The 20,261-nt window shown below is 74.4% G+C and carries 15 protein-coding genes and 1 pseudogene; 10 read left to right on the top strand and 6 right to left on the bottom strand.

Going from position 1 to position 20,261, the window contains the following annotated elements:
• Positions 1-14: 14 nt before the first annotated feature.
• The 4 genes from ACIP82_RS10005 to ACIP82_RS09990 form a co-directional block, all read right to left on the bottom strand.
• Entirely contained in the window at positions 15-995 is a 981-nt protein-coding gene (locus ACIP82_RS10005; RefSeq protein WP_400652749.1) for a hydroxyacid dehydrogenase, read from the bottom strand.
• Between the two features lie 152 nt (positions 996-1,147).
• A complete protein-coding gene (locus ACIP82_RS10000) occupies positions 1,148-2,053 on the bottom strand; it encodes a carbohydrate ABC transporter permease (protein ID WP_400652637.1) in 906 nt (301 codons plus the stop codon).
• Complete coding sequence (locus ACIP82_RS09995) at positions 2,050-2,991, bottom strand: carbohydrate ABC transporter permease (RefSeq protein WP_400652634.1); 942 nt, start codon at positions 2,989-2,991, stop codon at positions 2,050-2,052. The genes ACIP82_RS10000 and ACIP82_RS09995 overlap by 4 nt, the downstream gene beginning before the upstream one ends.
• Positions 2,988-4,334, bottom strand: coding sequence for an ABC transporter substrate-binding protein (locus ACIP82_RS09990; protein WP_400652631.1), 1,347 nt, complete (start codon positions 4,332-4,334; stop codon positions 2,988-2,990). The genes ACIP82_RS09995 and ACIP82_RS09990 overlap by 4 nt, the downstream gene beginning before the upstream one ends.
• 326 nt (positions 4,335-4,660) lie before the next feature.
• On the opposite strand from ACIP82_RS09990, the gene ACIP82_RS09985 reads away from it, so the two are divergent.
• Together ACIP82_RS09985 and ACIP82_RS09980 are read left to right on the top strand one after the other, a co-directional pair.
• Positions 4,661-6,622, top strand: coding sequence for a DUF2264 domain-containing protein (locus ACIP82_RS09985; RefSeq protein WP_400652628.1), 1,962 nt, complete (start codon positions 4,661-4,663; stop codon positions 6,620-6,622).
• 6 nt (positions 6,623-6,628) lie between these two features.
• Positions 6,629-7,411, top strand: a complete 783-nt coding sequence (locus ACIP82_RS09980) for a sugar phosphate isomerase/epimerase family protein (protein ID WP_400652625.1) — start codon at positions 6,629-6,631, stop codon at positions 7,409-7,411.
• A 99-nt stretch (positions 7,412-7,510) separates the two neighbouring features.
• Here the strand turns inward: ACIP82_RS09980 and ACIP82_RS09975 are convergent, their stop codons facing one another.
• Complete coding sequence (locus ACIP82_RS09975; protein WP_363608198.1) at positions 7,511-8,626, bottom strand: substrate-binding domain-containing protein; 1,116 nt, start codon at positions 8,624-8,626, stop codon at positions 7,511-7,513.
• 281 nt (positions 8,627-8,907) lie between these two features.
• Between ACIP82_RS09975 and ACIP82_RS09970 the strand changes: the two genes are divergently transcribed.
• The 3 genes and pseudogenes from ACIP82_RS09970 to ACIP82_RS09960 form a co-directional block, all read left to right on the top strand.
• Positions 8,908-10,698: a beta-galactosidase family protein gene (locus tag ACIP82_RS09970; RefSeq protein ID WP_400652622.1), complete on the top strand. Its 1,791-nt coding sequence runs from the start codon at positions 8,908-8,910 to the stop codon at positions 10,696-10,698.
• A gap of 122 nt (positions 10,699-10,820) precedes the next feature.
• On the top strand, positions 10,821-11,885 hold the full coding sequence (locus ACIP82_RS09965; RefSeq protein WP_400652619.1) for a substrate-binding domain-containing protein: 1,065 nt from the start codon (positions 10,821-10,823) through the stop codon (positions 11,883-11,885).
• Positions 11,886-12,107: 222 nt separating this feature from the next.
• A pseudogene (locus ACIP82_RS09960) lies at positions 12,108-12,391 on the top strand (transposase); the annotation flags it as partial.
• Between the two features lie 235 nt (positions 12,392-12,626).
• Here ACIP82_RS09960 and ACIP82_RS09955 read toward each other — a convergent pair.
• Positions 12,627-14,162 carry an FAD-binding protein gene (locus ACIP82_RS09955; protein ID WP_400652617.1) on the bottom strand — a complete coding sequence of 512 codons (1,536 nt, stop codon included), beginning with the start codon at positions 14,160-14,162 and terminating at the stop codon, positions 12,627-12,629.
• Between the two features lie 811 nt (positions 14,163-14,973).
• Between ACIP82_RS09955 and ACIP82_RS09950 the strand changes: the two genes are divergently transcribed.
• The 5 genes from ACIP82_RS09950 to ACIP82_RS09930 all read left to right on the top strand — a co-directional run bounded on the left by ACIP82_RS09950 (position 14,974) and on the right by ACIP82_RS09930 (position 20,234).
• Positions 14,974-16,026, top strand: coding sequence for a serine hydrolase domain-containing protein (locus tag ACIP82_RS09950; RefSeq protein ID WP_363608193.1), 1,053 nt, complete (start codon positions 14,974-14,976; stop codon positions 16,024-16,026).
• 240 nt (positions 16,027-16,266) lie between these two features.
• The gene (locus tag ACIP82_RS09945; protein WP_363608192.1) at positions 16,267-16,566 is read left to right on the top strand and encodes a YciI family protein; all 300 of its coding nucleotides are present in this window, start codon (positions 16,267-16,269) and stop codon (positions 16,564-16,566) included.
• Between the two features lie 193 nt (positions 16,567-16,759).
• Positions 16,760-18,409, top strand: a complete 1,650-nt coding sequence (gene pgm, locus ACIP82_RS09940; protein ID WP_363608191.1) for a phosphoglucomutase (alpha-D-glucose-1,6-bisphosphate-dependent) — start codon at positions 16,760-16,762, stop codon at positions 18,407-18,409.
• Between the two features lie 500 nt (positions 18,410-18,909).
• Complete coding sequence (locus ACIP82_RS09935) at positions 18,910-19,413, top strand: RNA polymerase sigma factor (RefSeq protein ID WP_400652747.1); 504 nt, start codon at positions 18,910-18,912, stop codon at positions 19,411-19,413.
• Positions 19,410-20,234, top strand: a complete 825-nt coding sequence (locus tag ACIP82_RS09930; protein WP_400652615.1) for a zf-HC2 domain-containing protein — start codon at positions 19,410-19,412, stop codon at positions 20,232-20,234. The genes ACIP82_RS09935 and ACIP82_RS09930 overlap by 4 nt, the downstream gene beginning before the upstream one ends.
• Positions 20,235-20,261: the final 27 nt, after the last annotated feature.

Raw genomic sequence — 20,261 nt, 5'->3', positions numbered from 1 at the left:
CGCGCGGCGCGGGATCACGCGGTGCGGTGGACGTCCTCGGCGAGGGCGGGGTGAGCGAACGGCTGCCCGGCGGTGTAGCGGGCGAGTTCGTCCGCGGCGGCGGCCGCCATCCGGTGCAGCTCACCGCCGAGGGAGCCGGCCACGTGGGGCGTGAGGAAGACGTTCGGCAGGTCGTAGAGCGGGGAGTCGGCGGGCAGCACCTCGGGCTCGGTGACGTCGATGACGGCGTCGAGGCGCCCGGAGGCGACCTCGCGCACCAGCGCCTCCTGGTCGACCAGGGAACCGCGCGAGGTGTTGACCAGAGTGGTGCCGTCGCGCATCAGGGCGAGCCGGCGGCCGTCGATCAGGTGCAGGGTGGCCGGGAGTTCGGGGGCGTGCACGCTCACCACGTCGGAGGCGGCGCAGAGCTCGTCCAGGCCGACGGCGCGCGCGCCGAGCCGGGCGGCCTCGGCGGGGTCGACGTAGGGGTCGTGCAGCAGCAGGTCGAGGTCGTGCGGGCGCAGCAGTTCCAGCACCCGTCGGCCGATCCGGGAGGCGCCGACGACGCCGACGGTGCGCCGGTAGTTGCCCGCCGCGGCGTACGCCAGCTGCCAGTCGTGCGGGGCGCGGCGGCGCCGGTACTCCTCGCGGATCGGCAGCAGCCGCTTGTTGGCGAGCAGCACGACGGCGACGGTGTACTCGGCGACCGGCAGGGCGTTGGCCCAGGCCGCGGAGGTGACCTGCAGGCCGCGGCGCCAGCAGGCCTCGGTGACGTGGTGCTTGACCGAGCCGGCGGCGTGGATGACGGCGCTCAGCCGCGGGGCGGCGGCCAGCACCTCCTCGTCGATCGGCGGGCAGCCCCAGCTGGAGACGATCACCTCGGCGTCGGCGAGCGCCGCGCGGGCCTCGGGGGTGGTGAAGTCGTCCAGGACGAGCGCGGGGTCGAGGTCGGCCAGCGCGGTGAGCCGGGCCAGGGTGTGCGGGTCGATCAGGCGGCCGGCGAGCTCGCGGTGCATGGCGAGGACGGCGCGGGGGCGGTGGGCGGGCCGGCCGTCGGGCACGGTGGTCTCCCGGTCGGGCGTAGGGGCGGGCGTAGGGGCGGGCGCGGTCACGGAGAGGGTGCCGGTCACGCAGGCGGTGCCGGTCACGGCGGTGGCGGGGTTCGGGTTCACTTGACGCTCCCTGCGGTCAGTCCGGCCTTCCAGTGCCGCTGGAGCAGCACGAACGCGAGCACGAGCGGCACGATGGCGAGCAGCGAGCCGGTGATGACCAGCGGGTAGTACTCGGGGAAGGCCTTGGTCTGGGCGTTCCAGCTGAACAGGCCGAGGCTGACCGGGAAGAGCCGGTTGTCGGAGAGCATCACCAGCGGCAGGAAGAAGTTGTTCCAGATGGCGGTGAACTGGAACAACAGCACGGTGACGAAGCCGGGCATCACCATCCGCAGCCCGATCGACCAGAAGGTGCGCAGTTCCCCGGCGCCGTCCATCCGGGCGGCCTCCAGGACCTCGTTCGGTACGTAGCCGGCGCAGAACACCCGGGCCAGGTAGACGCCGAAGGGGTTGACCAGCGAGGGCAGGAAGACCGCCCAGAAGGTGTTGACGATGCCGAGCTCGGAGGCCAGCAGGTACATCGGCAGGGCGAGTGCCGTGGTGGGCACGAGCACGCCCAGCAGCACGAGGCCGAACAGCTTCTCCTTGCCGGGGAAGCGGTAGACGTGGAAGGCGTAGCCGGCCGCGACGCACACCAGTGCGCACAGCAGGGAGCCGATCCCGGCGTACAGCAGCGAGTTCAGGTACCAGCGGAAGTAGATGCCGTCGCCGGTGGTGGCCAGGTCGTGCAGGTTCTGCCCGAGCCGGAAGTTGTCGGCGCCCAGGGCGTTCCCGCCGAGCAGGTCGGCGGTGTTCTTGGCGGAGGCGGTGAGCAGCCAGCCGAGCGGCCACAGGGTGTAGACGGTGGCCAGGACGAGGGTGCCGTTGACGGCGGTCCCGGAGAGCGTCCAGGGGCGGCGCGGCCGGTTCGCCCGGGTCGGCCGGCCCGGCGGGGCGGTGTTGGGGCGGGTGGCGGTGGTGGTCATGCGTCGGCCTCCCGCCGGGGTCCGGAGCGGCCGCGGGTGAGCCGGGTGACGGCGAAGGAGAGCCCCGCCGCGGCGAGGGCCAGCAGCACCGAGGAGGAGGCGGCGAGCCCGTAGTCGTGGCGCTCGAAGGCGGCCGTGTAGGCGTACATGTTCGGGGTCCAGGAGGAGGTGACGCCCGGCGAGGTGCCGTAGAGGATCACCGGCTCGGTGAACAGCTGGAGCGAGCCGATGACGGTGAACAGGCCGACCATCGCGATCGACGGCCGGATCAGCGGCACCTTGATGCTCAGGGCGGTGCGCAGCGGTCCGGCGCCGTCGACGACGGCGGCCTCCAGCACCGTGCGGTCGATGGCCTGCAGCGCGGCGTAGAAGATGACCAGGTTGTAGCCGGTCCACTGCCACAGCGCCATGTTGACCACGGCGGGCAGCGGGTGGCCGAGCGGATCGGGCTGGGTGCCCAGGGCCTCCAGCGCGTCGAGCACGGGGCTGATGCCGGGGGTGTACAGGTACATCCACAGCAGGGCGGCGATGATGCCGGGCACGGCGTGCGGGATGAACAGCGTCAGCTGGAAGAAGCGCCGGGCGCGGGCCAGCGTGGAGTCCAGCAGCAGGGCCAGGACGAGCGCCAGGCCGGTCATCAGCGGGATGTAGAGCAGGCAATACTGCGCGGCGGTCAGGAACCCGCCGCGGAACGCCTCGTCGCTCAGGGCCCGGGTGTAGTTGCCGAGCCCGGTGAAGACCGTCTCGGCGTCGCCGAAGCCGAGGCCGGAGCGGCGTTCGGTGAACAGGCTGAGCCTGATCGCGTAGCCGATCGGGATCAGCGTGCAGGCGGTGAAGAGCAGGAGGAACGGGGCGAGCAGCACGGCCGGTGCCCCGTACCGCCCGCTCCGCCGGCCGGCAGCGCGGGCGGTACGGCCGGGATGGGTGCCGGAGGTCACTGGGCGACCTTCAGTCCGCGGTTCTTGAACTCGGCGAGGGTGGCCTGCTGCGCGGTGGTGAGCGACTCGTCGATGGTGCCGGTCCGGCCGGCGACCTTGCCGAAGGAGTCCTTCAGCGAGCCGTTGGTGACGCCCATCGCCGGTCCCCAGGTCCAGCCCGGCTTGACGGACTTGGCGGCGTCCGCGTAGAGGGCGTAGAGGTCCTGGCCGCCGTAGAAGTCGGTGTTGAAGGCCTGCTTGGCGACCGGCACCAGCTCGGCGGCGGCCGGGTAGGCGGAGGAGGTGCCGGAGGAGATCCGGGCCTTGAAGCCGTCCGCGGTGGTGGTCGCCCAGGTGGCGAACTCGACGGCCGCCTTGGCCTTCTTGCTGTCCTTGGACACGGCGAAGGTGGTGCCGCCGAGCATGCCGCTGGCGGGGCTGCCGTCCCAGCTGGGCATCGGCGCGGCCGCCCAGGTGCCGTTGACCTCGGGGGTGGTGCCGACGTTGGCCTTGAGGACGCCGCCGCCCCAGGTGGCGCCGAGGTAGCCGGCCGTCTCGCCCTTCTGCAGGGACGCGGTCCACTGCTGGCTGAAGGACGGCATGACGCGCACGAGGTCCTCGTCGGCCAGCTTCTGCCAGTACTCGGAGACCTTGCGGGTCTCCGGCCCGGTCAGGTCGGCCTTCCAGGCCTCGTCGGCGGCGGCGAACCAGTGGGCGCCGTTCTGCCAGGCCATCGCCTCGAAGGTGGTCGGGTCGTCGGGGAAGAAGGTGGCGATGCGGGTGTCGGGCTGGGCCGCCTTCAGCTGCTGCGCCGCGGTGCGGAACTCGTCCCAGGTCCTGGGGACGGTGATGCCGGCCTTGGCGAAGAGGTCCTTGCGGTAGTAGAAGACCTGGGGGGAGGCGTCCAGCGGCAGGGCCCAGGTCCGGCCGCCGAGCGAGGTGAGCTCGACGGCCTGCGGCAGGTACTTGGCCTTGAGGTCGTCGCCGACGAGCTTGCTGATGTCCTGGACGGCACCCTGGCTGACGAAGTCCGGCAGCTGCGGGTACTCGACGTTGAAGACGTCGGGGGCGTTGCCGGCCTTGACCGCGTTGGAGAGCTTGGCGTAGCCGCCGGCCGCGCCCGCCGGGATCTCCTCGAAGGTGACCTGGATGTCCGGGTGGCTCGCGTTGAACGCGGCGACCACGTCCTTGGTGCCCTTCGCCCAGCCCCAGAAGGTCAGGCTGACCGGCTTGCCGTCGTCCGCGGCGGCGGCCCCGTCGCCGCTGCTGCCGCAGGCGGCGAGCAGGGTGACGCAGAGCGCGGCCGAGGTGGCCGCAGCGGCGGCGCGGAGGGCTCTGCGCCGGGAGATGGGGGTCGAGCGCATGGGTGGGCTCCTTACGGCGAGGGTGCGCGGGCCCCGGGACGGTCGGCTCCGACCGGGGACCCGCAGAGGGTGGGGGCGATTGGCTGTCATCCTGAGCAGGTCGGCGATCGGAGTCAAGAGATTTGGATCAAATGATCTGACCTGATCGACCCGTCCGGTCGTCGGCAGAGCCGCTGTGACCTCGTGAAATCCCGAAAAGTCGGGGCAGATGGCCCCTGGGGCGGCAACATCACAATCCGATCAAGCCGCTCATTTGATCGCCGTGGCTTGACGAATGATCAAGTGCTGCCTAGATTCCGGCTCACCACCCGATCACGGAGGACCTCATGCGCCTGCCCCCGGAGGACCGCGACCTCAGCCCGTACACCGGCTGGACCAGGGAGCACTGGGAGGCGGTGGCCGACGCCCTGCTGACCGCGGTCCGCCCGTACGCCAGTCCCGCCGGAGCGCTGATCGACCTGCCCGGCCCCCGCCCGAGCCGCTCCGGGCGCCGCTCCGACGGCCTGGAGGGCTTCGCCCGCACCTTCCTGCCCGCCGCCCTGCGGGTGGCGGGCGCGGGCGGCGCCGATCCGCACGGCCTGCTGGCGCACTACGCCGCCGGACTCGACGCCGGCACCCGGACCCCCACCGGCGAGCGCGACCTCGCCGACGGCGACCGAGAGTCCTGGCCGCTGATCACCGACCGGGGCCAGGCCATGGTCGAGGCCGCCTCCATCGCCTTCGCGCTGCGCCTCACCCGCCCCTGGCTGTGGGACCGGCTGCCCGGACCCGTCCGCGACCGGGTCGGCCACTGGCTCGCCGACGCCCTGCACCGCGCGCCCAACGACAACAACTGGTGGCTCTTCCCGCTGTCCGTCGGCGGCTTCCTCGCCGAGGCCGGCATCGCCGAACCCGAGGCCCGCGCCGCGGTCCGCCGCGGGCTGGAGCACATCGACCGCTGGTACCTCGGCGACGGCTGGTACACCGACGGCCGCCCCCGCGCCTTCGACCACTACAACGGCTGGGCCCTGCACCTCTACCCCGTCCTGCACGCCCACCTCGCCGACGACCGGGCCCTGCGCGCCGAGTACGGCGAACGCCTCGCCGCCCACCTGGCCGGCTACGCCCACACCTTCGGGGCCGACGGCGCGCCCGTCCACCAGGGCCGCTCGCTCACCTACCGCTTCGCCGCCACGGCCCCCCTGTGGGCCGGGGCCCTCACCGGCCAGACCCCGCTCGCCCCCGGCACGACCCGCCGCCTCGCCTCCGGCGCCCTGCGCCACTTCGTCGACCGCGGCGCCGTCGACGACCGGGGCCTGCTCACCCTCGGCTGGCACGGACCCGACCTCCGGCTCGTCCAGGTCTACTCCGGCCCCGCCTCCCCGTACTGGGCCGGCAGCGCCTTCCTCGGCCTGCTGCTCCCGCCTGGCCACCCGGTGTGGACCGCGCCCGAGGGGCCCGCACCCGCCGAGGAACGCGACACCGTCCTCGCCCTGCCCGGGCCCGGCTGGCTGGTGCAGTCCACCGCCGCCGACGGCCTGGTCCGGCTGCACAACCACGGCAGCGACGACCAGCCCGCGGACGCCGTCGGGCCCGACGACCCGCACTACGCGCGGCTCGCCCACTCCACCGCCACCGGGCCGGCCTTCGAGGGCCCCGCCGACAACCACCTCGCCCTGCTGACGGACGCCGGACCCACCGAACGCGGCCGCGTCCACCCCCTGGGCACCGGGCCCGGCTGGGCCGCCTCCCGCTGGCACCCGCGCGTCGGCGGCCGTGAACTGCCCGGTGTCACCGTCACCTCGCTCACCCTCGCCCGTGGCGCCGAGGAGGTCCGGGCCCACCTGGTCACCGGCGGGCCGGATGGCACCCCGGTCACCCAGACCGGCTGGGCCGTCGCGGGCCGGCGCACCGAGCAGCACGCCGTCACGGGCGTCCGCACCGGGCAACACGCCGGCGCGGGCGTCCGGGCCGACGGTCGGCTCGTCTCCGAGCTGCACGCCCTGTCCGGCTTCACCGCCGCAGACAGCGAACGGGTCCCCGGCGGCACCGCGTTCGGCCCGGAGGCGGCGCTGCCCCGGCTCACCGGGGAACTGCCCACCGACGGCCCCGCCCTGTTCGCCTGCGCCGCCAGGCTCACCGTCGCCGAACAGCCGCCCGCCCTCGCCGACGCCCTCACCCTGGAGGTCCGGCCGGACGAGCGGGACCCGGCGGCCGTCGTGTTGATCGTCCGCCCCGCCGGCGCCCCGGGCCTGTGGATCCGGCTGGCACCCGGCGCGGTCACCGTCCTCCCCGCCGAGCGGGACTGAACCGCCGTGCCCCTCGCCCTCGCCACCCTCGGCCTGCCCGGGCTCCCGCTGGACCGGGCCGCCGCCCTCGCCGCCGAGCACGGCTGGCACGGCCTCGAACTGCGCTGCGCCGACGGCCAGCCGGTCCGCCTCGGGCTGGACGCGGACGAACGCCGGCGCGCGGCCCGGCTGCTGTCCGCCGCCGGGGTCGTCCCGCTGACCCTCGCCTCCTACGTCGGTGTCGCCGCCCCCGGGCCGGACGCGCCGGTGCTCGCCGGGCTGACCGCCCACCTGCGGCTGGCCGCCGACCTCGGCTGCCGCCGCCTGCGGGTCTTCCCGCACGGCGGCCCCGGCCCGGCGGCCGAGGCCGACGAACGCGCGGTCCGCAGGCTGCGCGGGGCGGCCCCGCAGGCGGCGGCCCTCGGCGTGCGGATCCTCGTCGAGACCCACGACTCGCACCGCGCCGGCGACGCGCTGGCACCGCTGCTGCGCCGGGTGGGTCACCCCGCGGTCGGCGCGCTCTGGGACCTGCTGCACACCTGGCTGGCCGGCGAGACCCCGGCGCAGACCTACCGGGCGCTCGGCCCCCACCTGGGGTACGTGCAGGTCAAGGACGTCGCCTCGGCGGACGACCTCACCCCGCTGCCGCTCGGCGCGGGCGTGCTGCCGATCGCCGACTGCCTGCACCTGCTGCCGCCCGGTGCCTGGGCGGCCTGGGAGTACGAGGCCCCCTGGCACCCGCGCGCCGCGCCCCTCGCGCCGCAGCTGGGCCCCGGGGCGCGGCACCTGTCCGCGCTGCTTCCGGGCTAGCCGGGGCGGCGGGGCCGGCCGGGTCGGTCGTCCCGGCCAGCCGCACCCGGTGCGGGTGTGCCGTGCACGAAGCGTCCCGGTACCCGCCCGCCGGGCCCCTCACACCAGGGGCGCGGCGTTTGCGCGTGGTGCCGCCCGATCGGCCCCGCAGGAGGCGCGCACGTGCAGGACCGGGAGCAGCGCGGTGCGGTGCACCGGCAGGTCGGCGCCGGACGCCAGACGGCGCAGCAGCAGGTCGACCGCGGCCCCGCCCACCGCGCGCTTGGGCGGGGCGACGGCGGTCAGCGGGGGTGCGGCGAGCGCGGCGAAGACGTCGTCGTAGGCGACCAGCGCCACGTCCGCGGGCACCGCGAGACCGGCCGCGCGCAGCAGCGGCGCCAGCCGCAGCGCGTCCTGGTCGTTGTGGACGAGCGCCGCCCGGGTCCCGGACCGCACGGCCTCGGCGATCCGCGCCACCAGCAGCTCGGGGTCGGCCGGCACGTTGCCGGGCCCGAGCGTGTCCAGCGCCGGCAGGGCGGGCAGCCCGAGCAGCCGGGTGCCCTCCTGGTACCCGGCCCGCACCTCGGCGGCCGTCCAGGAGTCGCCCCGGGCGGCCAGCAGCACGCTCCGGTGGCCGAGCCCGGCCAGGTGGCGCAGGGCGCTCAGCACCCCGTGGCGGTGGTCGGAGGCCACGGTGTCCAGTCCGGACCCGGGGCCGTCCGGGGTGGGGGAGCGGCGTTCCACCAGCACGGCGGGCACCGGCAGGGTGTCCAGCCAGGCGTAGTCCTCGACCGCCCGGCCGGGGACCAGCCCCGGGGCCAGCAGGAGGCCCTCGGCGCCGGACTCCAGCAGGCGCTCGGCCTGCAGCCGGTCACCGCCCGCCCCGTACGGGGCGATGCCCAGGACCAGCCGGGCCCCGGCGGTCGCGGCGGCGGCCCGGGCCCCGGCGATCACCTCGTCGAAGTAGGAGCCGACCGAGGGCACCAGCAGGCCGAGGGCGCGGCCCTCTCCGGGGCCGGGGGCGATCGGCGGTCCGGCGGCGTCCGGACGTTCCAGGGAGACGAAGCCGTGCGAGCGGGAGAGCCGGCCGGCGTCGGCGAGCGCGGCGACGTCGCGGCGGACCGTCACGGCCGGGATGTCCAGCCGGTCGGCCAGCTCCGTGAGGCGGACCCGCCCGCCGAGCTCGCCGACGGCCGACACGATCAGCCTGCGGCGCTCTTCCCCCGAAACGGCCATCCTGGCCTCCCTCTCTCGTGCCCGCCGAAGCGTCGTCCGGAAGCGGTCCGCCGATGATATTCCGATCGAAGAGTATCGTTCGATCGAAAATTGATCAATAATGCCGGTGATTGCCGATCGATTGACCGTGCGATCACCGAGCTCCTAGGGTGTCCCCGGTGGCCGCCGCGCCCGCAGCCACCCGCGCGGCCGTGCGCCCGGACCCACCCGAGGTCCCACGCCCTTCACTCCCGCCTTCTCGTCACCCCCCTCACTCCCGCTCCCCTCCCGCGGAGGACCCGATGGCCGACCAGGCCCCCCACCCCGCCCTCACCACCGACGGCGATACCTTCCTGCGCGACGGACGTCCGCACCGGATCGTCTCCGCCGCCGTCCACTACTTCCGCATCCGCCCCGAACAGTGGACCGACCGCCTCACCCGGCTGCGCGCCATGGGCGTCAACACCGTCGAGACCTACGTCGCCTGGAACTTCCACCAGCCCACGCCCGACCGTGCCGACTTCACCGGCGACCGCGACCTCGCCGCCTTCGTCCGCGCCGCCGGCGACCTCGGCCTCGACGTCATCGTCCGCCCGGGCCCGTACATCTGCGCCGAATGGGAGTTCGGCGGCCTGCCCGGCTGGCTGCTCGCCGACCCCGCGATGCGGCTGCGCCGCCTGGATCCGCCCTTCCTCGCCGCCGTGGACGCCTGGTTCGACCACCTGGTGCCCGTGCTGCTCCCGCTGCTCTCCTCCCGCGGCGGCCCGGTGGTCGCCGTCGCCGTGGAGAACGAGTACGGCAGCTACGGCAACGACACCGCCTACCTCGAACACCTGAGGGACACCCTGGTCGCCCGCGGCGTGGACGTCCTGCTGTTCACCGCCGACGGCGCCGAGGACGGCTTCCAGCTCGGCGGCCGGGTGCCCGGACTCCTCACCACCGGCACCTTCGGCTCCCGCCCCGAGGAGTCCCTCGCCTGCCTGCGCCGTCACCAGCCGGTCGGCCCGCTGGTCACCATGGAGTACTGGTGCGGCTGGTTCGACCACTGGGGCACGCCCCACCACGTGCGCGACGCCGAGGACGCCGCCGCGGTGCTCGACGCCCAGCTCGCCGCCGGCGCCTCGGTCAACATGTACATGGGCCACGGCGGCACCAACTTCGGCTGGTGGAACGGAGCCAACCACGACGGCACCACCTACCAGCCGGACGTCACCAGCTACGACTACGACGCCCCGGTCGGCGAGGCCGGCGAACTCACCGAGAAGTTCCACCGCTTCCGCGAGGTGATCGAACGCCACCTCGGCCCCAACCCCCATCCGCTGCCGCCGCTGCCCGCCCGCCTCGCCCCCCGCACCGCCCCCGTCACCGCGAGCCGCCCGCTGCTCGGCGCCCTCGGTGAACTCTCCACCGCGCACCGCCTCCGCGAGCCCCGCCCGATGGAGGAACTCGGCCAGAACCTCGGCCTCATCCACTACCGCACCCGCCTGCGCGGCCCGCTCGCCCACGGCGACCTGCGCGTGGACGGCCTCGCCGACCGCGCCCAGGTCTTCCTCGACGGCGAGCCGCTCGGCGTCCTCGACCGCAACCACCCGGAGCAGGCCCTGCCGCTGCGGGTGCCCGAGGGCGGCGCCGTGCTCGACCTGCTCGTCGAGAACCTGGGCCGGATCAACTACGGCCCGCTGCTGCACGATCCCAAGGGCATCACCGGCGGTGTCCGGGTCGACCGGCAGTACCAGTTCGGCTGGGAGGTGCGCCCGCTGCCCCTCGACGACCCGACGGCCCTCGCCCTCGGCGCGCCCTCCACCGTCGACGGGCCCGCCTTCCACCGCGCCGAACTGACCGTCGACACCCCCGCCGACGGCTTCCTCGCCCTGCCCGGATTCACCAAGGGCATGGTCTGGCTGAACGGCTTCGCGCTCGGCCGCTACTGGGACCGCGGCCCGCAGCGCACCCTCTACGCCCCGGCGCCGCTCTGGCGGGCCGGCGCCAACGACCTGCTGATCCTCGAACTCCACCGCCCGGGCGACCACGTCGAACTCGTCGAGGGCCCCGACCTCGGCCCGGTCGTCCCCGAGGAGCGGTACGGCTCCTGACCCCTCCCGCCCCGCGGGTGCGCGCCGGCCCGCCCCGCGGGGCGGGCACCGGCCGTCCGTCCGCTGACCGAGTGGTAGGTTCCTGTCCACTTCGACAGACCGGCCCACCGACAGGGAGTGCCATGCCGATCCCGGCGGACGATCGCCGCGCCCGCATCCTCGACACGGTGCGCGGCCTGGGCACCGTCCGGGTGGTGGACCTCGCCGAGCGGCTGGGCCTGCCCGCCGTCACCGTCCGCCGGGACGTCGCGGCCCTCGCCGACGCCGGCCTGCTCCGCCGCACCCACGGCTCCGTCTCGTTCGGCGGCCCTGCGGCCGCGGCCGCCCCCGCGCCGGCCCGCCCCGCCGAGGCCCCCACCCTGGGGCTGCTCGTCCCCGCCGTGGTGCAGTACTTCGACGAGGTGATCACCGGCGCGCGCACCGCCGCCGCCGAGGCCGGCGTCCACCTGGTCCTCGGCATCTCCTCGTACGAGGCCAGCGCCGACCGCGTCCAGGTCGACCAGCTCCTCGCCTCCGGCGTCCAGGGCCTGCTGCTCGCCCCGAACTGGACCGCCGCCGACCGCCCCGAGGACCACGCCTGGGTGGCCGAACTCCCCGTCCCCGCCGCCCTGCTGGAACGCCGGCCGGTCTCTGGCAGCCCCGCCGACGCCCTCGACGCGGTCGGCTCCGACCACCGGCACGGCGTCCTGCTCGCCCTGCGCCACCTCGCCGCCCTCGGCCACCGCCGGGTGGCCCTGGCGGCCCGCACCGACACCTGGACGGCCCACCAGGTCCGCCTGGGCTACGCCGAGGCCTGCCGCACGCTCGACCTGCCCGCCGAACCCGTCATCGACGTCCGCACCCTGGCCGACGGCGTCGACGGCGTCGCCCATCGGCTCGCCGCGGCGGTCGCCGACGGCGTCGGCGCCGCGCTCGTGCACAACGACCAGGACGCCCTGCAACTGCTTCCCCTGCTGCGGGCCAGGGGCGTGCGAGTCCCCGAGGATCTCGCCCTGGTCACCTACGACGACGTGTTCGCCGCCCTCGGCGCCCCGCCACTGACCGCCGTGGCCCCGCCCAAACGCGCCGTCGGCGCCGCCGCGGTCGACCTCCTGCTCCGACGCCTGGCCGCCACCGGACCCGCCCTGCCGGTCCACCACCTGGACCTCCTCCCGACCCTGACGGTACGCGAGTCCTCCGGAGCCTGACCGCGGCCGGGCCACTGTGCTACCGAGTCCTCGACGCCATCCAGGACCTGATGCGGCCCAGGACCGGCGAATGCCCCCGTGGGGTCCTGTCCGGCACGGCAGGAGAGCAGGACGTCGGGGCCCTGGGCGCTCTCCCGGCGCAGGATGTGAGCTGCTCCGGCCTTCGTGGAGTCCCTGATGTCTGGGTTTGTTGCGATCCAGGCGTAAGGAGAACCACGAGCAATGCCAGCACCACGCAAGTACCCCGATGAACTCCGCGAGCGCGCCGTACGCGAGTCGCCCATGTGGCCCGCGACCTCGGCATCCACCAGGAGGCCCTGCGGTCCCGGGTCCGGCAGGCCGAGGCCGACGCCGGAGAGCGGGACGACCGCCTCACCACCGTCGAGCGCGACGAGCTGAAGGAACTCCGCAGGGAAGCCGCCGAGTTGAGGCGGGCCAAGGAGATCCTGAAGGCCGCCAGCGTGTTTTTTGCCCAGGAGATCGGCCGTCCCCGGACGAGGCCGAGCAGGTGATCGACCACCTTCGTGACGGCTTCGGGGCCGATCCCGTCTGCCGGGTGCCCGCCGAGGACGAGCATCTTCGACTCGGACGGCAGCACCACGCGACGCCCGAGCTCCCACTCGCGGCACAACCCCGACGTCCGCATCCCGGGGACCACCTCACGGCGGGCACGCACCGCCTGGTCCGACCCCCCTGTGTCCGCCCTGGCCCGGCGGCCGGGGCGGACACAGGGCGCGCCCGTCAGGCGTGGATGCCCTGCCCCGGGGTGAGGATCCCCGCCGGGTCGAAACGCCGCTTCGCCGCCACCACCGACGACCACCGCGCCCCGTAGTGTCGGCCCCAGTCCGCGCCCGTCATCCCCGGGATCGCTCCGATCAGGTAGCGTTTGCCGCCCAGTGCTACCGCTCGTTCGTACAGCCGTCGGTTGCGGGTGAGCATAGCTGCGGTATCCGTGTCGGGGCCGGGGAACGCCAGCAGGTCGAAGTGCCAGCCCACCGGTTCGTCGGGTATCACCGCCAGTGGGCGGGTGAACCGTTTCGCCGTGTACGGGTAGAACAACAGGATCCCCGCTCCCAGATCCTCCGGCGTCAACACCTCCGCCGCCTCCCGCATGAACGTTTCCGCACGCGAGGCCGGCAGGAACAGGCTCAGCCACGGCTTCGGCAGCCCCCAGTACCCGGCCGCCTTCAGGTATCCCGCGAAAGCGTCGACCCGGAACGCGTACTCGCGTACCCCCTGGTCCGTCACCGTCGTCTCACCCGCCGCGCACCGCAGTCCCCGCAGCAGCGCATCCCGGTCCGGTAGCGTCGTGCCGTCGTAGTGTGCCACCGCTTCCACCTTGTACCGCCACCGGGTACCGGCCGTGTCCCGTACCACCTCGCCGACCTGCAGGTCGAACCGTTCCTCGGCCATCAGCCGTTCCTGGTCCGCCAGATACGTGCCCAGGTCGTCGTAGAACAGGTTGAACACCAGTGCCCGTTCCCGTGCCGGTACCAGCCGCACCGTCGCCCGTACGATGATCCCGACCTGACCGCCGCCGGCCAGTACCGCGTCGAACAGTTCCCGGTTGCGTGTCGCGCTGGCCGTCACCAGCTGTCCCTGCCCGGTCACCACGTCGACCGACTCGACCGTGTCCGCCTGCAGTCCGAACCGCTGCACACCACCGCCGATCCCGCCGACACTCAGCGTCCCGCCCACCGACAGGTGCAGATAGTCCGTCAGGCACGGGGGCATCCACCCCTTCGCCAGCGCCGCGTCCGTCAGCCGCGCCCACGTCACACCGGCCTCCACCACGGCCCGCCCCGGGGCGAGGGAGACGATCCGGTCCAGACCCCGGGCGTCGATCGCGACACCGCCGGGCGCACCGGCCTGCCCGTAGCTGGAGTGCGACTCCAACTGCGCCGCGCCGGTGCCGGTGTCCGGGTTCCCGCTCTGTCCGTTCATGGCGACGGGGATCCGGTGGCGGCGGGCGAAGCCGACCACCTCCACGATGTCGCGTACCGATCCGGGGCGCAGTACGGCGCGTGGCGCGGCGTTCACGAGGTGTCCGAAGTCGCCGGCGAACCGGGCGAGTTCAGTGCCTCCGGTGACCATCGTCCCGTCCAGGCGCGGCAGTGCCGCGACTCCCGGCGGCACGCCCGCGCCGGACTCCCCGCCACCGGGGGCACCGGGGGTGCCGGGGGCGAGGGCCCATGTGCGCCCGGCGGTGTTCCAGCCGATCACCGCGGCCGCCGCTCCGGCGAGGAGACCGCGGCGCGGCAGATCCGACCTGCTCATATCAGGATCCTCCGATCAATCGTCAAAGAGGGATTGTTGTACCGCAGCAGGCACCTACCCGCGCAATCCCCGCGTCGCTGAAGCCGCTCCGACCACTCCAGCCGCGCCAGTGCCTCCAGCGCCCGGGCGAGCACCTTCGCCCGGTACGGGGGCCTCGTGAAGCGCCCGCGCCACCCGCCCGGCCTCCTCCAGCAGCGCCCACCGGGCCCGCGGCAGCTTCCGTACCTCGGGCCACTCGCAGGCCCCCATCAGCACGTACGCCAGCTTCGACCCGTACACCCGCGGACTGACCTCCGTCAGCAGCCGGTACACCCACCGTGCATCCGCGCCCGCCTGCGCGGCACCCGCCGGTCGCACGTGGGCAGCAGCGTCTGTGCCTGCCACGTCAGGTCCTGGTCCACCGTCATGTTCCTCCTCGTTCCTTCGCGTCTCTTCCGGGGCCGGGCGGCAGGGCACACGTGCCGGCTTCCGGCGGGCGGGTGCGGGTGCGGGTACGGGGTCGGGGGAGTGGGTGACGATGAGTCCGCGCCTGCCCGCCACTGCCGGGCAAGGCGGAACCGGCGTGCGCTGTGTCCTGTGGTGCGGAGGCGGGTGTCCGGTGTTGTGTGGTGCGGCAGCGTTCTGCCGTGTGGATCCGGGTGTTCGCTGCCGTGTGGTGTGGTCGTGTCCGGGTCTAGCGTGGGCGTCCATGAGGACACCCGTACTGGCCATCTCTCTTGTCTCCCTCGTCTGTCTTGTGACGGGCGCCGCCCCGGCCGCCGCCGGGCCCTTACCGGACGCGAACGGACCCGGTTGCGGCGACCACCGTGCCGTGGCGCATGCACTGGAGCGGCTCACCGGCGAGTACCGGCTGGCCGGAGCGGTCGTGGAGGTGGCCGATCCCGTCTGCGGACGCTGGAGCCTGGCCTCCGGCCGGGCCGACCTGGACACCGGGCGCCCGGCGAGTGCCGGGGACCGTCTGCGGATCGGCAGCATCACGAAGACGTTCACCGCGACCGTGGTCCTCCAGCTCGTCGACGAGGGCCGGCTCTCCCTCGACGCCACCGTCGACGACTACCTGCCCGGACTGGTCCGCGGCAACGGCTACGACGGCCGCACCATCACGGTGCGCCAGCTCCTCCAGCACACCAGCGGCCTGCCCGACCACGCCGACGCGTTCGCCACCGCCGACACCGACTGGCTGCGCCACCACGACTTCACGCCCAGGGAACTCGTCGAGGCGGCGCTGCGGCTTCCCCCTCCCGCCACCACCTGGCACTACTCGACCACCAACTATGTCCTGGCGGGTCTGCTGATCGAGCGGGTCACCGGCCGCAGTTACGAGAGCGAGACGGAGCGGCGGATCATCCGGCCGCTGGGGCTGCGTGACACCTACTGGCCCGGTGGCTCCGAGGTCATCCGCGGGCGGCATTCCCACAGCTACTTCACCGTCGAGCGGGACGGTGCGGCGGTGCGGGTGGACGGTACCCGCTGGAACACCTCCGCGGGCGGCGCGGGCGGCGCGCTCGTCTCCACGCCCTCCGACGTCAACCGTTTCCTCGACGCCCTGCTCGGCGGGCGGCTGCTGTCCCCGCGGCAGCTCGCCCGGATGCGGGACACGGTGCCCGGCGATCCCGGCCGGCTGGGCCCGGGCGGCCGTTACGGACTCGGGCTGATCACCTCCCCGCTGTCCTGCGGCGGGCAGTGGAGCGGTCACACCGGGTCGACCCGGGCCGGGCACCACGCCATCACCGCGATGGCGCCCGGCGGCCGCCACCTGACGGTCGCCGTCAACGAGACCCCGACCACCGAGGAGAGCGTCGCCGCCTTCGTCGCCGTCGTGGACACCGCCCTGTGCGAACCCCCGGCACGGCACCCGGCCTAACGCCCGGCACAGCGCCCGGCCGGGCCCACGGACCCGGCGCGGGCCCGGTGCGGCACCGGCTGACGGGGCGTCGCGGGCGGGGGCCTGTCGTCAAACCTCCCGCCTGCGCGCCGACGCCCCCAGCTTTCGGCCGGGAGGTGCCCCCACCGCATCGCGTCCCTCCTCCGCCCTTGCGATGCACGCATCCCAGCGTCGTCACGCCCGCCCTCCGGGCGGACGACGGGGGCTAGCCTTGGTGTCATGTTCGTTCTGGAGCTGACCTGTACCGCTTCCCTGGATCGCGTCGACGCCGCGCTCGCGCGGCACGTCGACTGGTTGCGCGAGCACTACGAGGCGGGCACGTTCCTCGCTTCCGGCCGTAAGGTGCCCCGTGACGGCGGTGTCATCATCGCGGTCGGCGGGGACCGGGCGGCGGTCGAGGAGCTCACCCGTACCGACCCGTTCGCCCGTGAGGGCCTGGCCTCGTACCGGGTCACGGAGTTCCTCGCCACCACCACCGCCCCCGCCCTGGACGCCCACCGCCAGCAGCCGCCCGCCTGACACCCGCCCGGACTCTGCCCGGGCCCCTGCCCGGGCCCCGTCCGGACTCTGTCCGGGTCCGGGCCTGGTGTGCTGTGGTGCCCCGTGCGTTGGGTGGGGTCGTGTGCTGGTTACGATCGGTGAGCGCGGGGGAAGGATGCGCGGGGCCGTGGGGGCCACGCGTGCGGGCAGGGAAACTGGCGGGAGAAGACGTATGGCACACGCACGGGCCGGACAGCCGGCGCAGCCGGGTGATCTGGTGGATGTCGCGCGGCTGGTGACGGCGTACTACGCGTTGCATCCGGATCCGCAGGAGCCGGGGCAGCGGGTGGCGTTCGGTACCTCGGGGCACCGCGGGTCGTCGCTGGACGCGGCGTTCAACGAGGACCATATCGCCGCGACCACGCAGGCGATCTGTGAGTACCGGGCGGAGCAGGGGGTCAGTGGTCCGTTGTTCCTCGGTGCGGACACCCACGCGCTGTCCGAGCCGGCGAGGGTGACCGCGGTGGAGGTCCTGGCGGCCAACGGTGTGAGTGTGCTGCTGGACAGCGCGGACGGTTACACCCCGACTCCGGCTCTCTCGCACGCGGTCCTTGCCCACAACCGCCGTCATCCGCAGGCGCTGGCGGACGGTATCGTGGTGACGCCTTCGCACAACCCGCCGCGTGACGGCGGGTTCAAGTACAACCCGCCCAGTGGCGGCCCGGCGGGCTCGGAGGCCACCGGGTGGATCCAGGACCGTGCCAACGCCCTGATCCGTGAGGGTCTGCGCGGGGTCAAGCGGGTGCCGTACGCCCGCGCGCTGGCGGCGGCGACCACCGGCCGCTACGACTACCTCACCGCGTACACCGAGGATCTGGTGTCGGTGCTGGATCTGGACGCGGTGCGGGCGGCGGGCCTGCGGATCGGTGCGGACCCGCTGGGCGGGGCGTCGGTGGCGTACTGGGGGCGGATCGCCGAGACGCACCGCCTGGACCTGACGGTGGTCAACCCCCTGACGGATCCCACCTGGCGGTTCATGACGCTGGACTGGGACGGCAGGATCCGGATGGACTGCTCCTCGCCCTTCGCGATGGCCTCGCTGATCGGGCGCCGTGACGAGTACGCGATCGCCACGGGCAACGACGCGGACGCCGACCGGCACGGCATCGTCACCCCGGACGGGGGCCTGATGAACCCCAACCACTACCTGGCGGTGGCCGTCGACTACCTCTACCGTCACCGCGGCGAGTGGCCCTTGGACGCGGCGGTCGGCAAGACGCTGGTGTCCTCCTCGATGCTCGACCGGGTCGCCGCCGACCTGAAGCGCGAGCTGGTGGAGGTGCCGGTGGGCTTCAAGTGGTTCGTCGACGGGCTGCTGGAGGGCTCGATCGCCTTCGGTGGCGAGGAGTCGGCCGGGGCGTCGTTCCTGCGCCGCGACGGCGGGGTGTGGACCACCGACAAGGACGGCATCCTGCTCGCGCTGCTGGCTTCGGAGATCACCGCGGTCACCGGCCGCACCCCCAGCCAGTACTACCAGGACCTGACCGCCCGTTTCGGTACCCCCGCCTACGCCCGGGTGGACGCCCCCGCCGACCGCGGGCAGAAGGCGCTGCTGGCCCGGCTGTCGCCGGAGCGGGTACGCGCCGGTGAACTGGCCGGCGAGCCGGTCACCGCCGTCCTGTCGCACGCCCCGGGCAACGGCGCGGCCATCGGCGGCATCAAGGTCTGCACCGAGAACGCCTGGTTCGCGGCCCGCCCCTCCGGCACCGAGGACGTGTACAAGATCTACGCCGAGTCCTTCCACGGCCCGGAGCACCTCGCCCGGGTCCAGGACGAGGCACGCCAGCTCGTCGGCGAGGTCCTCACCGGCCCCACCACCTGACACCCCCCCGCCCGGGCCGCCGAACCGGGCGGCCGCCCGCACGGGACGCCCGGCCGGAACCCCCGGCCGGGTGTCCCGTGCCCGTGGCGGGGCGGTCTCGCCCGCTCCTGCCGGAACCGCCGCGCGGGCAACAGCCCGCGGTGGCGGCCGACAGGTGTCGTACCCCCGGGTCCCACGCCCCGTGGGCGGCCGGCACGCCCGGGTCCCGCGTCCTGCGGTCGGCCGCACGCCCGTGAACACCCCCGGTCGGCACACCACCCCGCCGTCATCAACCCCCCGTCATCACCTCCCCGGTGACCGGCCCCTGTCGGCGGCCCCGGCCCGGTCGCCGTCACGGACCGCACCCCCCGCCCCCCCCGCTGCCCCCGGCCACCCCTCCCGGCGTCGTGACGCAGATCACGGCGGGCGCAGAACCCGCGCGCCGTGTCCGGCGTCTGGCTGGTGTGAGATCACGCAGGAGAACACCGGACGGGCTGGACGAGGAACACCTCTTGCGGCTGGTGGCCAGAGGCGACCGCGGGGCGTTCGACGAGCTGTACCGGCGTACGGCGCCGTGGCTGGCGGTGCGGCTGCGCCGCCGTTGCGCGGACGAGCAGATCGTCGCGGAGGTCATGCAGGAGACCTATCTGGCGGTGTGGCGCGCGGCGGGCGCGTTCGCCGGCAGCGCGGTCGGCGGGTCGGCCGTCGGGTGGCTGTGGACGATCGCGGCTCGCCGTCTCGTCGACGCGTTCCGGCGCCGCGCCCACCACGCCGAGCCGCCCGTCGCCGCCGCGGAACGGGCGGTGGTGCCCGCGGCGGAGGAGGAGGCACTCGCCAAGGCTGTCGGCGGCGACGTGGGTGATGCCCTGCGGCGCCTGGCGCCGGAACTGCGACAGGTACTGCAGGCCACGGTCCTCGACGGGCTCTCCGTCCGGGAGACCGCGGTCCTGCTCAGACTGCCCGAAGGCACGGTCAAGACCCGTGCCCGCCGGGCCCGGATCGCGATGCGGGAGGCGCTGGCATGAGCGGGGAACACGCGTCGGGGCGGCTGATCGACGACTACGCGCGCGGTGACACGGCGATGGCCGCGGACACGGTCTGGGCGCTGGAGGCCCACCTGGAGACGTGCGCGCCGTGCCGTGGCCGCCTGGCGGCCAGCGTGGCCACCGGGGTACCCGGCGTCGCCGCGCTCGTCGACACCGTCCGGGCCGGTCTGGAACCGCAACTGGACGCGGCCGTGCCGGCACCCGCGCGCCGCCGCCCGAGGTGGGTGTCGGCGTGGCTGACACCGGTGATGACCCCGTGGCTGGCGATGACCGCCGCCGTCACCCTGATGGCGCTGCTGCTGGACGCGGTCGCGCCGGCGAGGGTCTTCGGCGACGCCTCACCCGTGCTGCTGATCGCGCCCGTGCTGCCGCTGTGCGGCGTCGCCGCCTCGTGGTCGCGCGCCCTGGACCCGGCACACGAACTGACGGCCTCGACCGCCCGGGCCGGCCTGCCCCTGCTCCTGCGGCGCACCACGGCGGTCCTCCTCGTCGTCCTGCCCGGGCTCCTGCTGGGGGGGTGGCTGACCGGGACCATGACGGCCGCCCAGTGGCTGCTGCCCTCCCTGGCCTTCACCTCCACCGCCCTGGCCCTGGGCAGCGTGATCGGCCCCGCCCGCGCCGCCACCGCCCTGGCGGCCGCGTGGGGCGCCGTCGTCGTGGCACCCGCCTGGGCCACCGGCCGCACCCCCTACGCCCTGCAACTCGCCCTGCAGCCGGACCGGCTGCCCGTATGGGCACTGCTCCTCGCGCTGGCCACCGCCGCCGTGATCGCCCGCAGGAACGCGTACTCAACGCTGTGAAACCACCACTGACCCCCGAAAGGCACC

Source organism: Kitasatospora sp. NPDC088548, from assembly GCF_044753005.1.
In the GTDB taxonomy this organism is placed as follows: domain Bacteria; phylum Actinomycetota; class Actinomycetes; order Streptomycetales; family Streptomycetaceae; genus Kitasatospora.
Note: the sequence above shows the minus strand (reverse complement) of the source record. Positions and strands in the feature narration are given on the sequence as shown.

Coding starts and splice junctions, on each gene's coding strand:
- ACIP82_RS10005 (WP_400652749.1), bottom strand. CDS start 995: ATGCACCGCGAGCTCGCCGGCCGCCTGATCGACCCGCACACCCTGGCC.
- ACIP82_RS10000 (WP_400652637.1), bottom strand. CDS start 2,053: ATGACCACCACCGCCACCCGCCCCAACACCGCCCCGCCGGGCCGGCCG.
- ACIP82_RS09990 (WP_400652631.1), bottom strand. CDS start 4,334: ATGCGCTCGACCCCCATCTCCCGGCGCAGAGCCCTCCGCGCCGCCGCT.
- ACIP82_RS09985 (WP_400652628.1), top strand. CDS start 4,661: ATGCGCCTGCCCCCGGAGGACCGCGACCTCAGCCCGTACACCGGCTGG.
- ACIP82_RS09975 (WP_363608198.1), bottom strand. CDS start 8,626: ATGGCCGTTTCGGGGGAAGAGCGCCGCAGGCTGATCGTGTCGGCCGTC.
- ACIP82_RS09970 (WP_400652622.1), top strand. CDS start 8,908: ATGGCCGACCAGGCCCCCCACCCCGCCCTCACCACCGACGGCGATACC.
- ACIP82_RS09965 (WP_400652619.1), top strand. CDS start 10,821: ATGCCGATCCCGGCGGACGATCGCCGCGCCCGCATCCTCGACACGGTG.
- ACIP82_RS09955 (WP_400652617.1), bottom strand. CDS start 14,162: ATGAGCAGGTCGGATCTGCCGCGCCGCGGTCTCCTCGCCGGAGCGGCG.
- ACIP82_RS09945 (WP_363608192.1), top strand. CDS start 16,267: ATGTTCGTTCTGGAGCTGACCTGTACCGCTTCCCTGGATCGCGTCGAC.
- pgm (WP_363608191.1), top strand. CDS start 16,760: ATGGCACACGCACGGGCCGGACAGCCGGCGCAGCCGGGTGATCTGGTG.
- ACIP82_RS09930 (WP_400652615.1), top strand. CDS start 19,410: ATGAGCGGGGAACACGCGTCGGGGCGGCTGATCGACGACTACGCGCGC.